The organism is Pseudoalteromonas sp. PS5 (genome assembly GCF_004103255.1).
GTDB lineage: Bacteria > Pseudomonadota > Gammaproteobacteria > Enterobacterales > Alteromonadaceae > Pseudoalteromonas > Pseudoalteromonas peptidolytica.
On sequence record NZ_RCSQ01000202.1, the window covers coordinates 1 to 16,757 of the forward strand.

General features: G+C 44.4%; 32 protein-coding genes. 13 read left to right on the forward strand and 19 right to left on the reverse strand.

Features of this window, described 5'->3' with window-relative positions; translation table 11 throughout:
- The first annotated feature begins 471 nt into the window (after positions 1–471).
- Positions 472–945 (forward strand): hypothetical protein, encoded by a 474-nt coding sequence (locus D9603_RS19890; protein ID WP_128732620.1) that lies wholly within the window; start codon positions 472–474, stop codon positions 943–945.
- Between the two features lie 78 nt (positions 946–1,023).
- Here the strand turns inward: D9603_RS19890 and D9603_RS19895 are convergent, their stop codons facing one another.
- The 17 genes from D9603_RS19895 to D9603_RS19965 form a co-directional block, all read right to left on the reverse strand.
- Positions 1,024–1,329 (reverse strand): hypothetical protein, encoded by a 306-nt coding sequence (locus D9603_RS19895; protein ID WP_128732621.1) that lies wholly within the window; start codon positions 1,327–1,329, stop codon positions 1,024–1,026.
- Positions 1,330–1,412: 83 nt separating this feature from the next.
- The gene (locus D9603_RS21730) at positions 1,413–1,583 is read right to left on the reverse strand and encodes a hypothetical protein (RefSeq protein ID WP_161972773.1); all 171 of its coding nucleotides are present in this window, start codon (positions 1,581–1,583) and stop codon (positions 1,413–1,415) included.
- Positions 1,573–1,752 (reverse strand): hypothetical protein, encoded by a 180-nt coding sequence (locus D9603_RS19900; protein WP_128732622.1) that lies wholly within the window; start codon positions 1,750–1,752, stop codon positions 1,573–1,575. Before D9603_RS19900 ends, D9603_RS21730 begins: the two co-directional genes overlap by 11 nt.
- Complete coding sequence (locus tag D9603_RS19905; protein ID WP_128732623.1) at positions 1,746–2,135, reverse strand: Mor transcription activator family protein; 390 nt, start codon at positions 2,133–2,135, stop codon at positions 1,746–1,748. Before D9603_RS19905 ends, D9603_RS19900 begins: the two co-directional genes overlap by 7 nt.
- Complete coding sequence (locus tag D9603_RS19910; protein ID WP_128732624.1) at positions 2,128–2,601, reverse strand: regulatory protein GemA; 474 nt, start codon at positions 2,599–2,601, stop codon at positions 2,128–2,130. Before D9603_RS19910 ends, D9603_RS19905 begins: the two co-directional genes overlap by 8 nt.
- Positions 2,602–2,611: 10 nt before the next feature.
- Positions 2,612–3,241, reverse strand: coding sequence for a DUF3164 family protein (locus D9603_RS19915; protein ID WP_128732625.1), 630 nt, complete (start codon positions 3,239–3,241; stop codon positions 2,612–2,614).
- 12 nt (positions 3,242–3,253) lie between these two features.
- Positions 3,254–3,571 (reverse strand): hypothetical protein, encoded by a 318-nt coding sequence (locus tag D9603_RS19920; protein ID WP_128732626.1) that lies wholly within the window; start codon positions 3,569–3,571, stop codon positions 3,254–3,256.
- Between the two features lie 2 nt (positions 3,572–3,573).
- Positions 3,574–4,719 carry an AAA family ATPase gene (locus D9603_RS19925; protein WP_128732627.1) on the reverse strand — a complete coding sequence of 382 codons (1,146 nt, stop codon included), beginning with the start codon at positions 4,717–4,719 and terminating at the stop codon, positions 3,574–3,576.
- A gap of 3 nt (positions 4,720–4,722) precedes the next feature.
- The gene (locus tag D9603_RS19930) at positions 4,723–6,501 is read right to left on the reverse strand and encodes a DDE-type integrase/transposase/recombinase (RefSeq protein WP_128732628.1); all 1,779 of its coding nucleotides are present in this window, start codon (positions 6,499–6,501) and stop codon (positions 4,723–4,725) included.
- Entirely contained in the window at positions 6,498–7,418 is a 921-nt protein-coding gene (locus D9603_RS19935) for a hypothetical protein (RefSeq protein ID WP_128732629.1), read from the reverse strand. Before D9603_RS19935 ends, D9603_RS19930 begins: the two co-directional genes overlap by 4 nt.
- 2 nt (positions 7,419–7,420) lie before the next feature.
- Positions 7,421–7,732 (reverse strand): MarR family transcriptional regulator, encoded by a 312-nt coding sequence (locus D9603_RS19940; RefSeq protein ID WP_128732630.1) that lies wholly within the window; start codon positions 7,730–7,732, stop codon positions 7,421–7,423.
- On the reverse strand, positions 7,732–7,959 hold the full coding sequence (locus tag D9603_RS19945; RefSeq protein ID WP_128732631.1) for a hypothetical protein: 228 nt from the start codon (positions 7,957–7,959) through the stop codon (positions 7,732–7,734). The genes D9603_RS19940 and D9603_RS19945 overlap by 1 nt, the downstream gene beginning before the upstream one ends.
- A complete protein-coding gene (locus D9603_RS19950; protein WP_128732632.1) occupies positions 7,956–8,213 on the reverse strand; it encodes a hypothetical protein in 258 nt (85 codons plus the stop codon). The genes D9603_RS19945 and D9603_RS19950 overlap by 4 nt, the downstream gene beginning before the upstream one ends.
- A complete protein-coding gene (locus D9603_RS21735) occupies positions 8,210–8,356 on the reverse strand; it encodes a hypothetical protein (RefSeq protein WP_161972774.1) in 147 nt (48 codons plus the stop codon). The genes D9603_RS19950 and D9603_RS21735 overlap by 4 nt, the downstream gene beginning before the upstream one ends.
- Positions 8,357–8,367: 11 nt before the next feature.
- Entirely contained in the window at positions 8,368–8,844 is a 477-nt protein-coding gene (locus tag D9603_RS19955) for a hypothetical protein (RefSeq protein WP_095729158.1), read from the reverse strand.
- A complete protein-coding gene (locus D9603_RS19960; protein ID WP_128732633.1) occupies positions 8,831–9,211 on the reverse strand; it encodes a hypothetical protein in 381 nt (126 codons plus the stop codon). Before D9603_RS19960 ends, D9603_RS19955 begins: the two co-directional genes overlap by 14 nt.
- A gap of 56 nt (positions 9,212–9,267) precedes the next feature.
- Complete coding sequence (locus tag D9603_RS19965; RefSeq protein WP_128732634.1) at positions 9,268–9,531, reverse strand: helix-turn-helix transcriptional regulator; 264 nt, start codon at positions 9,529–9,531, stop codon at positions 9,268–9,270.
- Positions 9,532–9,655: 124 nt separating this feature from the next.
- Between D9603_RS19965 and D9603_RS19970 the strand changes: the two genes are divergently transcribed.
- The gene (locus tag D9603_RS19970) at positions 9,656–10,063 is read left to right on the forward strand and encodes a helix-turn-helix transcriptional regulator (protein WP_128732635.1); all 408 of its coding nucleotides are present in this window, start codon (positions 9,656–9,658) and stop codon (positions 10,061–10,063) included.
- Positions 10,064–10,066: 3 nt separating this feature from the next.
- Here the strand turns inward: D9603_RS19970 and D9603_RS19975 are convergent, their stop codons facing one another.
- Together D9603_RS19975 and D9603_RS21740 are read right to left on the reverse strand one after the other, a co-directional pair.
- Entirely contained in the window at positions 10,067–10,324 is a 258-nt protein-coding gene (locus D9603_RS19975) for a hypothetical protein (RefSeq protein ID WP_128732636.1), read from the reverse strand.
- Positions 10,325–10,895: 571 nt separating this feature from the next.
- Positions 10,896–11,057, reverse strand: a complete 162-nt coding sequence (locus D9603_RS21740) for a hypothetical protein (protein WP_161972775.1) — start codon at positions 11,055–11,057, stop codon at positions 10,896–10,898.
- 380 nt (positions 11,058–11,437) lie between these two features.
- Between D9603_RS21740 and D9603_RS19980 the strand changes: the two genes are divergently transcribed.
- The 11 genes from D9603_RS19980 to D9603_RS20025 form a co-directional block, all read left to right on the forward strand.
- Positions 11,438–12,004, forward strand: coding sequence for a hypothetical protein (locus D9603_RS19980; RefSeq protein WP_128732637.1), 567 nt, complete (start codon positions 11,438–11,440; stop codon positions 12,002–12,004).
- A 74-nt stretch (positions 12,005–12,078) separates the two neighbouring features.
- Positions 12,079–12,672 (forward strand): glycosyl hydrolase 108 family protein, encoded by a 594-nt coding sequence (locus tag D9603_RS19985; protein ID WP_128732638.1) that lies wholly within the window; start codon positions 12,079–12,081, stop codon positions 12,670–12,672.
- Positions 12,662–12,922 carry a hypothetical protein gene (locus D9603_RS19990; protein WP_128732639.1) on the forward strand — a complete coding sequence of 87 codons (261 nt, stop codon included), beginning with the start codon at positions 12,662–12,664 and terminating at the stop codon, positions 12,920–12,922. Before D9603_RS19985 ends, D9603_RS19990 begins: the two co-directional genes overlap by 11 nt.
- A 78-nt stretch (positions 12,923–13,000) precedes the next feature.
- Positions 13,001–13,225 carry a TraR/DksA C4-type zinc finger protein gene (locus tag D9603_RS19995; RefSeq protein ID WP_088531237.1) on the forward strand — a complete coding sequence of 75 codons (225 nt, stop codon included), beginning with the start codon at positions 13,001–13,003 and terminating at the stop codon, positions 13,223–13,225.
- Positions 13,222–13,539 (forward strand): DUF2730 family protein, encoded by a 318-nt coding sequence (locus D9603_RS20000; protein WP_241651730.1) that lies wholly within the window; start codon positions 13,222–13,224, stop codon positions 13,537–13,539. The genes D9603_RS19995 and D9603_RS20000 overlap by 4 nt, the downstream gene beginning before the upstream one ends.
- Positions 13,526–13,777, forward strand: a complete 252-nt coding sequence (locus tag D9603_RS20005; protein ID WP_088531239.1) for a hypothetical protein — start codon at positions 13,526–13,528, stop codon at positions 13,775–13,777. Before D9603_RS20000 ends, D9603_RS20005 begins: the two co-directional genes overlap by 14 nt.
- Positions 13,764–14,066, forward strand: a complete 303-nt coding sequence (locus D9603_RS20010) for a hypothetical protein (RefSeq protein WP_128732640.1) — start codon at positions 13,764–13,766, stop codon at positions 14,064–14,066. The genes D9603_RS20005 and D9603_RS20010 overlap by 14 nt, the downstream gene beginning before the upstream one ends.
- Positions 14,067–14,068: 2 nt before the next feature.
- Positions 14,069–14,665 (forward strand): DUF3486 family protein, encoded by a 597-nt coding sequence (locus D9603_RS20015; protein ID WP_128732641.1) that lies wholly within the window; start codon positions 14,069–14,071, stop codon positions 14,663–14,665.
- Positions 14,658–16,238, forward strand: a complete 1,581-nt coding sequence (locus D9603_RS20020; RefSeq protein WP_128732642.1) for a terminase family protein — start codon at positions 14,658–14,660, stop codon at positions 16,236–16,238. The genes D9603_RS20015 and D9603_RS20020 overlap by 8 nt, the downstream gene beginning before the upstream one ends.
- Positions 16,238–16,384: a hypothetical protein gene (locus D9603_RS21745; RefSeq protein WP_161972776.1), complete on the forward strand. Its 147-nt coding sequence runs from the start codon at positions 16,238–16,240 to the stop codon at positions 16,382–16,384. Before D9603_RS20020 ends, D9603_RS21745 begins: the two co-directional genes overlap by 1 nt.
- Before the next feature lie 2 nt (positions 16,385–16,386).
- A partial coding sequence (locus D9603_RS20025) for a DUF935 family protein (RefSeq protein WP_128732643.1) occupies positions 16,387–16,757 on the forward strand: 371 nt, incomplete at its 3' end.

Consider the following 16,757-nt stretch of genomic DNA (forward strand, 5'->3'; position numbering starts at 1 on the left):
CCACATAGCAAAAAACCCGCTGCATTGCTGCAAAGGGTTTCTTTTCGGCGGGTAAACCGCCTCCTACCAGTGCTGCACTTTGTTGATGTTGTGGTGGGAGCGAGTTTACCTCGCGATGTGTTGATTATCTTGTGAGGTTTTCTTTTGAAATCCCACATAGCAGAAAACCCGTCGCATTGCTGCATGATCCAATGTACAAAAACTATATAGCTAATTGTGCGAAAACTACGGGAATATGTGGGAGAGTTCGGGATTTAGTGAGTGCCTATTTTAAAATCAGTTTAATATAATAAAAACCAACATACTTGGTTTCAAACGTGTATTTCTTATCGAGATGTTGACAGTTACGGATAAAAGTTCAATGTTCAGTATATTTATATTAGCACTTGATTTACTATAGATTTTTTACTTTCGTTAGCACGTGCCTCTTCTTGTCTAGGCTATGCTGTTAAACTATTAATTGAGAGAGCAATGGACCTTAAAGAGTTATCAATAAAGGAGCTCCTTCTGCTCCAATCATCCGTAATTAATGAATTAAAAAGAAGGAAAGTTGTTCGAACCAAAAATAATCCTCTCGGTGATTACGCGGAGTGGCTCGCAGCCAAAGGACTAGGTTTAGATTTGGCTGTGAATTCATCTGCGGGTTATGACGGTATCGATTCAGAAGGTGTAAAAGTACAAGTAAAGGGTCGGCGAATAACACCAGAAAATAAATCGCGACAATTAAGCGCCATAAGAAAGCTAGAAGAAAGAGAGTTCGACTTACTTGCAGCAATAGTCTTTGATAAAGATTATGAAGTTATCGACGCACTACTCATTCCCCATGAGGTTGTATGTGAATATGCCTCATATAAGAAATATGTTAATGCACATATTCTTCAATTAAGGGGCGCAATATTAAAAGACAGCAGAGTAAGGTGTATCAAAAAGTTATTAGTCAACTAATATGAATTTGTTTAGATAAAATCTGACAGGTCAAATGGTAAGGTTAGTCACTTATCATTTAACCAACCAATAACACTTCTAATATTCACATTTTTCGACAGCACTTTCTAATTTGAACCGTTCTTGGTTCAAATTTGCATAAAGTGTTTCAGTATCAGTAACCTGTTCAGATTCGAAGCCCATTATCTCACTTATACCACTCACAAGATAAATTACAGGCTCTTTAATTTGATGGCTTAGCCCGTCAAATTTTTCAAACTCTAATTTGAGCTGCTGTGCAGCAGCATAAAGAGCGGCTTTCTCGAATCGGGTTTCGGCGTCGCCAGATAGTGCAAGGTTTGTTAGTTCGATTAGCTTATTAGCTTTATGTTGTAAGTCTTTCATCTTTCATTCCTCAGTTGATTCTCGATAGATATTGGGGAAGATAAGGAATAAATCAATAGAGCGACATAACGCCGCTCTCAATTTTAGTTTACTGAAGTCGCTTTCTCAGCAGTTCCATTTCTGTACTGGCTCTGTGTAACTTTAGCCGTTTCAATCAGCAACTGCAAAGCACCATCAACTTCATCTAGGGTTTTGCAGCCATGAGCATTTAGATAACTAGCTATATGTTGTAGTGCTACATTATTACTCTTCATTTTCTTCCTCACTCATTAGCTCCCAAATTACCTTATATAAAGGTGGTGCTTCCAATTGCTCTTCTATATATAGCCTTTTTCCAAATTCAAAACCAATTAATAGAAAGGTGAAGAGTACTAGCAACAACAGCCATTTGTTTACTGTGATTTCATCTTCGGGTCTTAACATAACTCCGGCTCTCCATCATTAGGACCTTTACCTTTGCTAGAATCAAACAAGTCGCCTTGGATCTCGGCCCGTTTTAGCTTTGTCATTGTGCGAACAACGTTATAAACCCACTGCACCGAGCAATCATATTTCTTGCTCAACTCCACGTGGTTGTTGCCGTTAAACTCAGCCCATATCTGATTGCTCGTAAGGATTGCATCGAGCGAACGCCCTTTACATACATAGACCAACTCACCACCAAATGTATGCCGGATTCTATCCACGACATCACGACCAAGCGCAATGGCTGCTTCATCATCCAACTGCGCTTTAACGCCTTCAGTAACCAACTCGAAAATAGTTAGCAGCATGCCATCAGCTCTATGACTTGATGAGTTATCCATGTTCTACCTCCAACCGTTTACGCCATTGCTTTAACTGCTCGATAAGCGAGTGAAGCATACTAGGCTGAAGCCACTCTAAACGCTCAACGGCAACCCCTTTATTGAACCGCTTAGCTTGCCCCTTGGCCCAGCTTAATAACGCCTGTTCTGAGCCGTCCCGCAATAAACCAGCATGAGCCATTTCGATCCACACCTGGCGCAGTTTATCTAGCGGGGTTTTGTCTTCGGGGGCTATATCACGAGTCATTGGCGAGTTACGACCTTTGTCACTCTTTTTAGCCTCGACTTTAAAGCCCTTGTCCTTCATATGATCCAAGACCCTTGTAAGCTCACCTAAATTCATACCTTTGCAGCTTTCTTTTTTAGTCAGTTTGACTAAAATTTGACGATACAAATCTTCGTCCCAGCCTAAACTCGTTTTACCTACATGTATTAATTGAATCAGTTTTGATTTTGATAAATACATAACGCCACCTTTATAGAGACTTGCTTACCAATGGGATATGAACCCAACTACCTAGCGCATTGCGCTCGTAAAAGCGCACGTAGGTTTTGGTGCTGGACAAGATGATTGCATCATCAAGCGCTTGCATCGCATTGGCCCAATCTTCGCTATCACTGGCTAGGCGGTATTTACGTAACGCCATGATCCGCGCTTTGTTGTAATTACCATCACTATTTGTGCTAAACGCATCTTGTACAATTTGGCGTAGTAGCTTGTCTTCGCCTAGTGTTTCCAGCTTTTCATTGATCACTTTATCAATGAGTTCTTTTGCCACATTTATCTCAGGGCCAAACGTGATCTGATCAGCAACGCCAACCTCTACCTTGCGCTTGGCATCATAGCTGGTTAACGTAACATTGCCTTTGTTACCGCCTATCTCAACGTTATAGCTTGCAAACAAATCCGCTATAAATGTGTTCACACTCTTAAACACTTTGCGCTTGAATTCGTCATGCAACTCAGATAGCGCCTTAGCCTCATCAACAAACCCATTTACTAGGTCGTGTTTTTCAATGTCGTGGGCTGCAATTTTGTCTAGCGGTACTTGATAACCGCGCGGGTTTGCTAAAAATGTGCGTGGTGTATTGTCTTGTGTATTCATGATGATCCCTTACTACCTTGGTTGAATAGATTGAAATTTGTGAAAGCGTTGGCCCTGGCATTTGGGGCAAACGCTTACGCCTTCCCCAACCCAACCGCAATGCGTGGTTAAACACCGAACACCCGTAGGCTCAATTGTTTCTATCAGCTCACGCTTACCAAAAACGTTGTCCCAAGCCTTTACTGGCGCGTTCACAGCACTGGCTAAAAGGTGTTTCATTGCGCCATCATCAGCTAAAAGTGCCTTTGATTGCTCTTGTGAAACCGTTACTGTTTTAGTCACTTGAACCAAAGCCATACCCGTTAATTGAATTTCTACCTGTTGACTCATGGCTACACCTTTAAAACTAATGATTCTGTGATCTGCTGCTCACCAATTTGAGCGGCGGCATTCATGGCTTTAGCAAGCCAAGTGTTCACATTGAGTGGGTAAGAGCGATCTAGCTCGGCATCATCCAATGCAATGCCGTGGCGAATGCGCCCCATGCACTTGCCGCGAATCGCGCTAAGGGCGTCTTCGGTAAAAATTTTGTCAGCATCTACACCAACGCGAGATAGCTTATGGCGAATATACTGAGGAACATAAATCCCTAGCGGCTGCATCCGTATTTGATTGCAGCGCCAGCTAAACTCACGAACGTGCTGACCGCTTAACTTTTTGGCAAGTTCCGACTGGCCGATCAGTACAATCCCCATCACACGCCTAAACCCGTGCGTTAACTCCCAAATACGCTTGAGTAGCTTGATCACATCAGCGCTTAAATCGTGCGCCTCATCAATTACCATTAGGTGTAAATGGCCGTTGTTGGCGCTTTCAATCAATGCCTCTTCTATTGCTGCATCACGCTCTTCAGCACTTGGTTTATGTTTGATTTGTAGCGCTCTACAAATAGCGGTAGAGATAGACTCTGCGGTTATCTTGCGGCGGTCTAATCGTGCAGGTTGGATCAAAATCACATCAGGATGATCTTGTTGCACTTGATGTATAAAGGTACGGCGAATAATCGTCTTGCCGCTTCCACACTCGCCATAGAGTGCAATCATGCTGCCAGCGTTCGCGGCCGTTAGCATGTCTTCTAAAATAATACGGTGGGCATCAACCAAAAATAGGTCATCCTCGCTCGTTATCTCGTTTTCAAACGGGTCACGACGTAGTTTAAAAAACTTCTTTGCGTTAGCTGTTAGCATTTCAGGCTCCGGATCTTCATATTCAACTTCAGGTTGTGCGTTCTTGTTTGGCTCATACCAGGTAAACAAATCGGTTAGTTGCTCGCTGGTTGCACCAAGTTCTTTTAAATACTCTGCAATGGCTGCTTTAATCGCTTTGCTATCACAGGTTTTTGGCCAGTCAGCTTGTGTTGCTACACGGCTTAAACTGGCTTTGCTAAAGGTCAGCCCTTTAGCGGTTAATGCTTTTACTACTTGGGCTTGCTTAACTCCCAGTACTTCAAACACATGGCTAAGCTTTGTTATTTTCAACTGCTATCTCGCTATCTTCAGCACTGGAGTCTCCACAATTCCTAGGTGCAACTGTTCAACAACCGCTGACACTTCCGTTTCAGCGATACTTTGGCCATGCAGCCAATCAATTTCGTTAGGACGCAGCGGCCTACCCAAACGCTGTGCGACAACCATGCGTAAATCGAGCGAGTCCAACACCTTGCCTTTACGCGAGCCTTCGGCGACTTGCTTAGCAATCGGATTGTCTAGCTCAATAGTTTCTCCCTTAGGCGCAATGCGGGTGTCGTGCTCAACATTTTTGAGGTGTGTGTGAGCGACCAACGCGCCTCCAAATGGAGCTAGCTTTTTCTTCTTAGCCTGCTTGATTTCTACATCACTGAGATTTTCAAAAGCGAGCCTATCCGCTGCTTTAGCTGCGCTTTGAGTCGCTGTGTCTTTGTTTTGGATGTGTTCTTCACCAATTACAGGGGCATCTAACCTAAAGCCATCTTCACCAACATCTGTTGGTTGAACTTGGTGATACACCACTTCATCAAGGGGGGTTGTAACACCTACTAATAAATCCGGCGTATCACCCACAATAATTGGACTAACCGAAACCGTGATCCCGTTACGGACATGCTCCAGTTCACTAACGTCATAGCGGTGCTGCTGTTTGGTACGTGGGTGAACATAAGTGATCTCCAGATCACCGTTCACCTTCCGTGTTTCACCTGTTTTGGTCAGTAGTAGTCTGCAAACTTGCTCATCTGGCAGCATGCGCAGGTAGTCGCGGTTTTGTGGTTGGTATATGGTTAGCCATACATCGGAACGTGCTTGCTTGTGCCGACTATGCTTGCAGTTCATGCCAGGTATTTTGTTGGCATTAAATGCCTCTTGCCATGCCCATACCGACTCGTTTAGCTCGTCAACACTGCTAACCGGTTCAAACAAAATGCGGCTTTCAAATTGCTTTTCAACAATGTTGTTTGCCACTTCCACAGCACCTTTAGCGCGGGGGTTGCCTGCCTCATGAGGTATGTTTTTAACTTTGAGTGCATCTAGTACATTGGTAATTGCTTTACCTGTGTTGGCACTGCCTTTATCCCACAACAGAATTTGTGGCACGCCCATAAATGGCGAGCCTTCGTGTTGCTTCCAACACCACATTAAAAAGTCGAACATGTTGGCTTGCGTTTCACCCGCTGACTCGTAATAACGCACGCGGATCATGCCGCTATTGTGGTCAACCAATACATAACGCCACACTCGCAAGTGCTTTATGCGCTCTAAGTTCTCTGGCTTATTTGCGTAAAACTCAGAGTCATTTGCGTAGCGCTGCACTTTGCCTTTTTTACCTGGCGGGTAATAAAGCAAACAATAACTAGGGTCTACTTGATGTACATGATTAGGCGCTAAACTGCGCATTTGAACATGCGGTGTTGCTCTATCTAACGCACTAACTGAGGCATTACGTTTAGCTAGTACACGGCTGATCTGGCTTGTACTTAAGCAGGCATAGCCATTAGCAACCAAGATTGATTTAGCCGTGGTAACATCCATGATCCGCTTACCGTTATCACGTACCCCTTGGTTTAAAATGGCCACCAGCATATTCAAGGCTTCATCGTCCATCGCTGTTGTGCCTGCATCACTGCGTTTGGCTTTGCCACTTTGCCAGCCAAGGCTTTTTAATCGGCGATATAACGCGTCTTTACTCAGTCCTAGCGTTTTGCACGCTTGCTCGCGAATTGTGCCTTTTTGGCCGTGGCCTGCGTTGTCTAGCTGCTCAGCCCAGTACTCTAGAGATAATGCGTTCATTCCATCACCTCTGTACCTTCGAAGCCCATTTCGGCCAGCCACTCACCACTGGGGCGCGCATCGTCTAAGTCGCCATAGGTGCGGTGTATTTCGTTCCACACATGCGCGAGTTGAGTTAGTAAAATTTTGCTGTCAGCGTAAAACGCGGATTTAGCGGCATCATAGGTTTTATCGTCAATTTTTACCGTCTCAAGCTGCTCACTGAGTACCAACATTTGATTAAACCCTTCACGCACTTGGTTTTGGGTTTTAGCCAAGGCTTCAAAAAATGACTTGGCTTCGCCTTTCCAGCGTTCGGCACTAAACTTTTTGCTTTCTAAGTCGGTTTTAAGCTTGATGATTTCCTCTTCTTTTTTAGAAGATGAATCACGAGACACTTTGAGCATGCGCTCGGTTGCGTCCAGTTCCTGCGTTAACTTGTCTTTCTCTTTGGCGTGTTTGGCCTTGAGTTCGTCGATTAGCTCTTTTACGGCTTCTTTATCACCTGTTTCAACAGCCTCTGATTCAATAACGTGTGCTTGCTCTTCTTCAGGTAATTGACGCAAAGCCCGCAAGTCACGGTAGCCAAGCTTCATTTGTTGAGCTTGTTCGAAGAACTCATCACCAAATTGCTGTAGGTTTAGTAACCGATTGTCAACACTTTGGCGACTCATGCCAATTAAATACTGGCAACACTCATCCCAAGTGCTAACAGTTAGCACTTTTCCCTCTGGGTTTTTATATGTTAACCCTTTGAAAGATTTGGATTCTTTAACTTGTTGAAGTATTTTTAATTCGCTAACGGTTACCAATTTGCCTATAAAGTTAAAAGCTTGTATTTGACCTAGCTGTAAAAGGGCATCCTGCTTGGAAGCAAGCAGGTCTTTGCCCTCAACTAGGGCCTTTTCCATATTAGGTGTTATATCTTTCTCACTCATAACTACCTCAAAATACTGTAGTTGTTGGATTCCAGTTGCAGATTGCGCAATACGGTCTTCATGTTGTGATCAACCGTATTGCTCAACTGCACAGGTTTTTTGTGCAGTCGCCAACGTTTATCATTGCTCGGCAAACGTTCGGCCCAACCGGCCTCGGCCAAATTGGCTAAGATACGCGTCACATCTGCAGCACTGGTGTTTAGCTCAGCAGCTAACTGTTTAGGTTCAACGCCCTCAACTTCATGCCCAGCCATAAGCTCAATCGTTGTTAGTACTCGCTGCACTTGTGGGGATAGATATCGTTCGTTACTCATCACCCACACTCCACGGTTACAGGGCTAAACAGCCTCCGTACATAAGCATGTAGTTGATACCAATTTTCACGGGTCGCTGGGGCCGTTAGGTACAATGAGTTGTTTTCCATTTTTTCAGCATCCCATTGACCACTTTTGACAAACCCCACACTGTCTGGACAAACCCATACTGTTAGTTGATGGCCTTCTTTGAATACATAGGCACTGCGATGATTAGAGATTTTCATACCGCCTCCTTTTTTGGTCGTTGAACAGGCAGATGAAACGCTTCAACACAGGTAGGGCAAACTACATCTATATCTGTGTACTCAGTCATCACATGCCGCCAACCAACAGCTACCGCTGCATCACGCCATTCCAATGGTGTTATATTGACTTGCAGAGAGGACTCCTTGCGCCGACAGCATTGACACTGAATAAATACGCATGCTTTATTCACACCTATGTGCTCAAGCTCAACGGGTTGCGTCAAAATACTCATAGCTTCTCTCCTCTCGCTGCTAGCTTTTTTAGTTCTTCCATACTCATTAGGCGGATTGATTTACCATTTTGTTGACCTAACCAAACACTCGAACTTTGTTCGTTTTTCCGTTTTTTAGGCGCAACTTGGTCTTTGATAGTCATACTATTTGCTCCTAAATAAGCTGCTGCTGGGGATCGTCGAGACGTTCGACTTCGAGTTTTTGGTAAGCCAATTCTTGCATCAGAACAACTATTTGCTCTGCAACGTGTTGATGGTTACCTCCACCTTCTTCCAATTGCATGGCCATTCCAATTACCTGATTTGCAAATTGGTTTAGATGATTCAATGTTGGCATTGAAGGCTTTTTGCTTTTAGGCATATCGACAACCAACTTATCCAAGCTGTGTGCCATATATTGGAGTGGGTATTCTCTACCTGTAGCAGCCATATATGGGATTAATAAGCTAGCAGGCATATCGCCATTACCAAGGTATTTATAAAGCATATCGGTGCTTACACCCGTTCTATCAGCGATGCGTGGGACGCTCATATTGCGTGTCGCCATTCCATGCTCCTTACAAAGTTGTAAGGACTCAGGCAGGCTGCGAGCGACTACACGGCTCCACTGGCGGCGTTTAGGCTTGGTCATAAATCCCTCCAACTTGCAATGTTAAAGTCAGCTTACGGGTATTCCAAAAAGAAAGAATTTTTGGAACTTCCCAAGGAGTGATCTCGCTGGCTAGAATTTGATCATCACGTAAACGGGAGATCAAACCATGCAAACCGAATTTGCTACTTACCAATTTAATAACTTGCTTGAATGGCTGTGTATTGACGATAAACCTTGTGCCGCTGTGCACTGCGCGAGCGCTAAAGAACTGCGCCAACTTATTGTTGAACTTGGCAGCTATACGCATATTGAGCGCAGAGTGGTGGTTAATCGCTTGTACCAACAACAAAACACGGCTTTGTTGGCGCTGATAGCATTGTGCTATGTACGGGCTAATTATGTGCATTGTGTGGCTCCTGTAAGGTCTGTAACGGAATTAATGATTAAATGGTTACTTCGCCCTTACGAGGCCAAAAGCTGTTGAAGCTGGTTAACGCCTTGCTCTCTGTTAATCAGCCCTCTTGGTGGGCTTACTGTAACGTTGGGGAAAACATCACAGGTCTCTTTACCTATGATCTTGGCAATAGCATTTGCGACCTTTCGAGACTTAGTGTGCCCACAAACGACACCTGAAACAGTTGCGAGGCTAACACCCAGTGCATCAGCAACCATAGAAAGCGAATAGCCTTCGTTTGCAATAGCTTGTTTAATTTCGGAGGATTTCATAGTACATTACCTTTTTGAGTAAACCTTTTACCTGAACTTTGGCGAGTGAAAATAAAAGGTTTGGTTAATTGTTAGGCCAAGTATAGGGTTCACATTTGAACCCTGTCAACAAGAAATCCCATATATGAACCGTAAATTAATTGAAGAAAGAGAGAGGCTAGGCCTTCAACAAAAGCAAGTCTATGATTCTATTAAAGTTGGTAAGTCTACGTATTACAGGTGGGAAAGTGGTACACCAATACCTTCAGATAAATTAACTGAACTAGCGAAGTTGGGCTTTGACGTAGGTTATTTAGTAACTGGTAAAAGAACACAGTTACAACAAGACGGGGTCGTTTGCTTCAGTAAGCAAAATCTTCAAGAAGCGCTAGCAGCATTTTTATACAACACAGCTGAGCTAGGCTTGCTGAACAAGTCACCTGATGCAAATGTTGAATCGTTAGTAAATATGGCAATGTTTAGTTTATTCAGGGAAATTGGAGAGACTTATCAACCTGATGTAATAAAGTCAAAAAGTAGGAGTTCGAAATAGCCCCTACTTTTTCTTACTGAACTCAATGAGGTTTGATGAATGAGCGTTGTTAAAATTTGACTCACACAGAATATTGAAGGCATCAGCTTCATCCTTCCACTCAACCAAGGCCATATACTTAGTAAACTGGTCATTCATACTGTCAATATCTCTTCTTTGCCTCAGCAGCATATAAGCTTTGGTTCCCAGCCTATCATCTTGAAATATATCGCTATGCACGTAGTCTTTCGGACCACCTCGCAATTTAATAGATGCACTCATTATTGAGATGCTCAATATTATTAAACCAGAAAAGTATATAAGGCTAAACATTTTGATTCCTTGGTTTTAGTTTCTGTTCCCATAAATAACCAACTAATGGGAATGCGATCAGTGCACTGATCGCGAGATTTCCTGAGTTTATTCCCAGAGTGTATATTGGACTTAAGTTGTGTGTACCGAAGATTTCCAGTTCAAAAAAACGAGCAACTTGGAGGAAACCCAACGCTGTATATGCAAACATAACACTCAAGGATGTGAAACCTATACATGCTTTATGCCTTACGTGGGCATAGTAAATCACGAATATACACATCACATCTAAAGTTGCCCAAGTGCCGTACCAAAACACTAAGTTATCTCGTGAGGCAGAAACAATCTCATCTAAGTAAGGCTCAAGCCTCAGGTTCAAGAATTGAGAAAAAACCCAGACCGCCGCAGCTATGTAATAAGAACGAGAGCCTATTTTCAAGCAATACATCACCAATGGTGCAATTACTGAAATCAACCAAATCCATGTATTTATCTCATGTAGCTTGTTTAGGTAATCCGGGAACATTTTTTACAACTCAACTTACTTTTTATTGTAGCCTCTCCAGCCTGCATAATGTTCAATTTCAGGAGCTTTGGTTTTAGCACCGGGATCATTCCCACTGCCATTACCACCCGAAACCAAAATCAATGTTCTTTTCTTAAGAGGCTTGATGGTACTTTTGTTTGATTTATTCATGTGCATTTTTAAAAACTCCTGTAGTTGGGAGCTATCAGCTTAACACTTTTCGAATGGATTTATTTTAAACTAGATTAAAAATGGGAACGGATGCCGTGGCTGTCCGTGCTACGTTCTACTGGTTACTCAATCCATTAACTCAACTATAACATTTGCCAAATGTTAGGCAAATAGTTTTGTGTTCATTTTCGGAATAATTTTACTCATTTGCGACAGGACGCCCGTATTTAGCGTTATTGTGTGATAATTTGGCAATGCACAACACTCAGTTTCTTGGGTACTTTAATCAACTTTGATTTAACAAATTTGATCCGCCATTGTAAATGTCAGGATTTGTTTGTATGTTTTAATAGCCAATTAAATTTGAACAACTAAAAGGACTTATTATGAAATACTACATCATCGCTTTGATGTGCCTCGCAGGCGTATACCTCATGATCCCAACCCATATAACTGGTGATGCCTACATACTTACTCAATCTCGCAGCACCGTGCCAATGCCCTTAATTAAGGTAGCAGCTTACGACTATGACGAGTTTAATGAGTTTCTCGCAAACCAGCGTCATTACGCCACAATTAACTGCGGCGTTGTCCCCACACAAAGCGACTTAATGGATTTGCAAATAGCGATGGTAAGAAACCCGCATAAGCGCAAAGATTACAATAAGGCCAAAGACCTTGTTAATCAGTGTGCCTTGGAAACTTTGCTAATTGATAAAATACAGTTAACCCCAATTGCTTCAGCAATCACAGACAAAGAAGGTAAGTTCTCTTTGTCTGTGGGTCGCAAAGATGTGGTTTTGCTTGCTAAAGGCTCTCGGGATGTTTTTGGCAACCTTGAAGAATACATTTGGATAAAACCCGTTAGCTTGGGCTTTGGGTTCAACTATACAGCCGACTTAGACAATACTGGTATAATTGAAGACCAGCACATCTCCACGGTGCACTTGTAATTTATTAACCCAGTTTAAAATACACTCACCAATGCTATTGGCACTCTATCAGCACAGCCTGATGGAGATGCCAAATGATCACACCTCAACAACTCGAACATTACCGCCAACTACCCAATATTGCCGCCGCGTTGCGCGGCTACAGTGATGCGTTTAGCCGTAGCGTATTAACCGTTTTGTATTTAGAGGGCGGCTTACGTGACGATGGCGGCCTAAATGATGTTGCGTCTGACCGTGGCGGACTAACTAAATTTGGCATTAGCCAGCGAGCATACCCTCGACTCGATATCGAAAGCCTCACCATTGACCATGCTATACGACTGTACTATCGCGACTATTGGGAGCCGATGCACTGCGATGAGTTAAATAGCGGCGTTGCGTTAATGTTACTAGATGGCTCAGTACAACATGGACTCAATGGCATCACACGGATAGTACAGCGCATTGCAGATGCTGAGGTGGATGGCGTATTTGGCTCACGTACGCTCAAAAAATGCCAGTCAATTTTACCTAACCTGTTTATTAGCCAGCTGATCAGCCGCCGCGCCCGTAAATATGCGCGCATTTGCCTAGATGACAATAGCCAAATCCCTAACCTAAACGGCTGGATGAACCGCCTAAGCCATATCACTGAACGCTGTTATGCCGAGGTGTACCGTGGGGCGTAACTGGGAATGGAGTTATAAACAAGGTCGCATAAAACGTTTAAAGGCCGAGATTGAAGCGAGGCAGAACGGCGAGCCGTTTGATGCCAACCAAATTCCACTGCACAGCTACGACGGCACGATGCAGTCCAAATTCAAACGTGGTTGGCAGTCTGTTTGTGAAACTGACATTCAATGCCGACTAAATGGACACAATACCTATCAACAAGTGCGGCAACGCCTTGCTGAGACACTTGGAGAGCGCAATGAGTGATTTCGCGCACCGTTGAGAAAGCAGCCCCGGGTGTTAAAAGCATGGCTGCTTCAGCCATTCAAAATCTAAGGAAACCTAATGGACGTAGTTGATCAAGCGCAGCGCTTGGCTGAGCAAGATTTAGAGCGCGCGCTCAATAAAAACAAAGCCAATTTTGTTGGCCAAGATGTCGATTTTAATCACTGCTTGGAATGTGGCATTGAAATTCCAAAGGCGAGACGTGATGCAATTCATAGCTGTAAGCATTGTGTGGATTGCCAAGAGCTGCTAGAGCGACAAGCCAAACACTACAGGAAGCCATGATGGAGTTTTTACTTGAATGGTGGAAGCAAATGCTAGCCGCTGGTGTGGTAATCGTAGGCGCAGGCTCTATTGCATGGCTAAGAGCCACATTTGTGAGTAGAAAAGCACATGATGCTTTAGAGCTGCGTGTCAGCGCGGTTGAGCAAACAGTTGAAGACTTGCCGAGTGCCGATGATTTACACGACCTAGACAAACGCTTGATTGAGGTGGGTGGCAAAATTGATGCGCTCTCGCCTCAGCTAGCCACCTTACAAAACACAACATCACTTTTAATGGAAAACGAACTCAGAGGTGCACGTAGTGGCGATAACTAACGATAACTGCTCTTGCGGTGCCAAAGTCGTTGTATTCACGGGCGATGATGTAAAGCACGCCTCATTTCTATGTGATGGTTTTCAAGTTATCTGTGCTGAAGATATGAATACCGACAAAGCTAACTACTACTCACTCTTTCGGTGCTCTGAGTGCGGTGAACCAACAGCTGAAGCTGTACCAACTGTAGTTAATTTTCTCCATCCAACTTTCATAGGAAAAAATCATGGCGATGCATGAAGTACAAGCTGAACACCAACGGATCAGTATTTTGATTGCGCTTAAAGAGTCTGCGGACTATGGCGCAAACACTAGCATGCTGCGAGATGTGCTGAAGCGCTATGGCCTTGGCTGTAGCCTCGACCAGCTAAAAACTCTGCTCAACTGGCTTGAGCAAAACGGCTACGTTAAAAACGAAAAGCTCAGCGAGAATACATGGGTTGCACGCATTACCTCTTCAGGTATTGATGTAGCTGAAGGCACCAGCACAGTACCAGGCATTAAACGCCCAGCACCTCGGAGTTTATAGCTATGAGTGATGCTGTACGCAGAGGCAAACCCAGTAAGATTGACGCGTTGCCAGAAGACATCAAGAAGAAGCTCGACGAAATGCTACGCGATAGTGGCAATTCACAAGCTGATATTTTGGTTGCTGTAAATCAGCTAATTCTCGATGCGGGCATGGATGAGGAGGCGACTATCTCGCGCTCTGGCCTCAGTCGCCATGCGCAGAAAACGGAAGCTATTGGCAAGCGTTTACGAGAATTGCGTGAGACAACCAAGGCACTTACTGCGGAACTGGGTGATAAGCCTCAAGGTGACACAACAAAACTGATCCTTGAAATGGGCCGCTCCCAGTTATTTAAAGCTATGCAGCAACAGCTTATGAACCCGGACGAAGAAGCCGACGTTGACGTAGGTATGATTAAAGAGACCATGCTTGCAGCACAGCGCCTAGAAGCCACGGCAATGGCAGCCCATAAGCGAGAGAAGGAGATCCAGAAAGCCTACGCGGAACAACTCGCCAACGATTTGGATGAGAAAGCCAAGAATGACGCTTTGCCTCAGACTCAATCTGAAATGATGGCGTTCTTTAAGCACGATATTTTGGGGCTGCAACGTGACTGATGTTTTAGACACAGGCTCACAGCCGCTTAATAAGATTACTGGCTCATTAGCTGTTGCGCTTAAAACCGATATCCTCTTTAAGTACCAGCGTGATTGGATTGAAGATCAATCCATTATCAAGATTGCTGAAAAGTCACGTCGAACTGGTTTAACGTTTGCCGAAGCGCTAGACGATGTAATGAGCGCGGTAGCAGAAACCAACGCGCAGAACACCTATTATCTTGGCTCAGATAAAGAAATGGCTAAGGAGTTTATTGACGCCTGTGCTTTCTGGGCGCAAAAGCTCAATATGGTGATGGGCCAAATTGAAGAAGGTATTTTTGAAGAAGAGGACGGAGACGGCACCAAAAAGTCTATAAACACCTTTGAGATTAAGTTTCCAAACTCAGGCAAAAAGATTGTAGCGCTTAGCTCTAACCCCCGAAATTTACGCGGCCGACAAGGTAACGTTGTAATAGATGAGGCAGCATTCCACGATAGGCTAGACGAAGTATTAAAAGCCGCAATGGCACTGACCATGTGGGGTGGTAAGGTGCGCATCATTTCTACCCATAACGGCGTAGACAACTTATTTAACACACTGATCACCCAAGCACGACGCGGTGAGAAAAACTATTCCGTTCACCATATTCCCATTGAAAAAGCGCTGAAGCATGGCCTCTATAAACGCATTTGCTTGATGGCTGGCCGTGACTGGAGCCAAGCAGCAGAAGACCAATGGCTTAAAGAGCAAGTTAACTTTTACGCCACCAAGGAAGCAGCTAATGAGGAACTGTACTGTGTGCCTAGCCAAGGTGCGGGCCAATACCTCAGCCGCAGAATGCGAGAACGTGCGCTCACCGCTGACTTTAAAGTTGTAAGGTTTAAAGCACCTGACGACTTTGAAACTTGGACTGAAGAGCAACGCGTTCGTGAGGTTAAAAAATGGTGTGAAGAGTATGTACAGCCCCTACTAGATAAACTTAACCCAGAGCTTAGTCATGCCTTTGGTGAAGACTTTGCGCGTAAAGGCGACTTGTCTGTATTTAGTGTGGGCGAAATAGCTCAGGACACTCGCCTGCTTGTGCCCTTTATTGTGGAGCTGCGCAACGTCACTTATGACCAACAACGCCAGATCATGTTTTACATCACTGAACGCTTACCGCGCTTGCGTGGCTTAGCCTACGACGCTACAGGTAACGGTGGCTATTTGGCAGAAGCGGCCATGCTCAAGTACGGCACAGAAATGGTGGATTGCGTACATCTATCTCAAGCCTGGTACAGAGAGTGGATGCCAAAGCTTAAAGACTACTTTGAGATGGACAATATCCTACTACCAAAAGATCAGGATGTGTTAGACGACCTCGGCCAAATCAAACTCAAAGACGGCATTGCCCAAATTGATAAAGGCAAGACTACCGACACCTCAGGCGAGAAACGCCACGGTGATAGCGCGGTGAGTATAGCCATGCTAGTACGCGCTGTGGAGATGGATGGCAGCGCCATTGAGTTTACCCCGCTACCAAGCAAGAGCGGCAGCAACGATTTTAACTACGAAGACCTAGGCAGCTTTCAGGGCGCGGGGTGCTGGTAATGCGCTGGCGTATCAAGTTCGAGTACGTCTTTACCACCGTTGGCGGCTTTATAGATATTGAGGCTCCCACCTATGAAGCTGCTGAACGCTACACCCTTGACCTCGATGTATACGTGGTATCAATCAAACCTATTTTGCGAGTATAACTATGCTAGTAGACATTAATGGCGATCCGCTATCAGTTAATAAACTAGACAAAAATCAAACCGAAGAAAATGCCCAAGTGGGCATGTTGCTTAGGCAATATGCAGAACACCCAACGCAGGGGCTAACCCCTGCAAAGCTGGCCAGCTTGCTAAAAGAAGCGGAAGAAGGCAATTTGGCTGCGATGGCCGACTTGGCCAAAGACATCGAGGACAAAGACGGCCACATAAGCTGCGAACTGGGTAAACGCCGCCGCGCTGTGCTTGGTTACGATTGGGAAGTTAAACCACCTCGTAATCCGAGTAGTGCTGAAAAACGTGATACCGATATGCTTAACGAGTGGCTTGAAGATGCTACTTGGTTTAATGACTTTTT

Bases quoted from the DNA above. Each gene is read 5' to 3' on its own strand.
- D9603_RS19985 (WP_128732638.1), top strand. From the start codon at position 12,079: ATGATCACACCTCAACAACTCGAACATTACCGCCAACTACCCAATATT.
- D9603_RS19980 (WP_128732637.1), top strand. From the start codon at position 11,438: ATGAAATACTACATCATCGCTTTGATGTGCCTCGCAGGCGTATACCTC.
- D9603_RS19960 (WP_128732633.1), bottom strand. From the start codon at position 9,211: ATGCACATAATTAGCCCGTACATAGCACAATGCTATCAGCGCCAACAA.
- D9603_RS19935 (WP_128732629.1), bottom strand. From the start codon at position 7,418: ATGAGTGAGAAAGATATAACACCTAATATGGAAAAGGCCCTAGTTGAG.
- D9603_RS21735 (WP_161972774.1), bottom strand. From the start codon at position 8,356: ATGACTATCAAAGACCAAGTTGCGCCTAAAAAACGGAAAAACGAACAA.
- D9603_RS19945 (WP_128732631.1), bottom strand. From the start codon at position 7,959: ATGAAAATCTCTAATCATCGCAGTGCCTATGTATTCAAAGAAGGCCAT.
- D9603_RS19995 (WP_088531237.1), top strand. From the start codon at position 13,001: ATGGACGTAGTTGATCAAGCGCAGCGCTTGGCTGAGCAAGATTTAGAG.
- D9603_RS19955 (WP_095729158.1), bottom strand. From the start codon at position 8,844: ATGACCAAGCCTAAACGCCGCCAGTGGAGCCGTGTAGTCGCTCGCAGC.
- D9603_RS19965 (WP_128732634.1), bottom strand. From the start codon at position 9,531: ATGAAATCCTCCGAAATTAAACAAGCTATTGCAAACGAAGGCTATTCG.
- D9603_RS19895 (WP_128732621.1), bottom strand. From the start codon at position 1,329: ATGAAAGACTTACAACATAAAGCTAATAAGCTAATCGAACTAACAAAC.
- D9603_RS20015 (WP_128732641.1), top strand. From the start codon at position 14,069: ATGAGTGATGCTGTACGCAGAGGCAAACCCAGTAAGATTGACGCGTTG.
- D9603_RS19915 (WP_128732625.1), bottom strand. From the start codon at position 3,241: ATGAATACACAAGACAATACACCACGCACATTTTTAGCAAACCCGCGC.
- D9603_RS19910 (WP_128732624.1), bottom strand. From the start codon at position 2,601: ATGTATTTATCAAAATCAAAACTGATTCAATTAATACATGTAGGTAAA.
- D9603_RS19975 (WP_128732636.1), bottom strand. From the start codon at position 10,324: ATGAGTGCATCTATTAAATTGCGAGGTGGTCCGAAAGACTACGTGCAT.
- D9603_RS19930 (WP_128732628.1), bottom strand. From the start codon at position 6,501: ATGAACGCATTATCTCTAGAGTACTGGGCTGAGCAGCTAGACAACGCA.
- D9603_RS21730 (WP_161972773.1), bottom strand. From the start codon at position 1,583: ATGAAGAGTAATAATGTAGCACTACAACATATAGCTAGTTATCTAAAT.
- D9603_RS21745 (WP_161972776.1), top strand. From the start codon at position 16,238: ATGCGCTGGCGTATCAAGTTCGAGTACGTCTTTACCACCGTTGGCGGC.
- D9603_RS20000 (WP_241651730.1), top strand. From the start codon at position 13,222: ATGATGGAGTTTTTACTTGAATGGTGGAAGCAAATGCTAGCCGCTGGT.
- D9603_RS19940 (WP_128732630.1), bottom strand. From the start codon at position 7,732: ATGAGTAACGAACGATATCTATCCCCACAAGTGCAGCGAGTACTAACA.
- D9603_RS19905 (WP_128732623.1), bottom strand. From the start codon at position 2,135: ATGGATAACTCATCAAGTCATAGAGCTGATGGCATGCTGCTAACTATT.
- D9603_RS19950 (WP_128732632.1), bottom strand. From the start codon at position 8,213: ATGAGTATTTTGACGCAACCCGTTGAGCTTGAGCACATAGGTGTGAAT.
- D9603_RS20010 (WP_128732640.1), top strand. From the start codon at position 13,764: ATGGCGATGCATGAAGTACAAGCTGAACACCAACGGATCAGTATTTTG.
- D9603_RS19970 (WP_128732635.1), top strand. From the start codon at position 9,656: ATGAACCGTAAATTAATTGAAGAAAGAGAGAGGCTAGGCCTTCAACAA.
- D9603_RS19900 (WP_128732622.1), bottom strand. From the start codon at position 1,752: ATGTTAAGACCCGAAGATGAAATCACAGTAAACAAATGGCTGTTGTTG.
- D9603_RS19890 (WP_128732620.1), top strand. From the start codon at position 472: ATGGACCTTAAAGAGTTATCAATAAAGGAGCTCCTTCTGCTCCAATCA.
- D9603_RS19920 (WP_128732626.1), bottom strand. From the start codon at position 3,571: ATGAGTCAACAGGTAGAAATTCAATTAACGGGTATGGCTTTGGTTCAA.
- D9603_RS21740 (WP_161972775.1), bottom strand. From the start codon at position 11,057: ATGCACATGAATAAATCAAACAAAAGTACCATCAAGCCTCTTAAGAAA.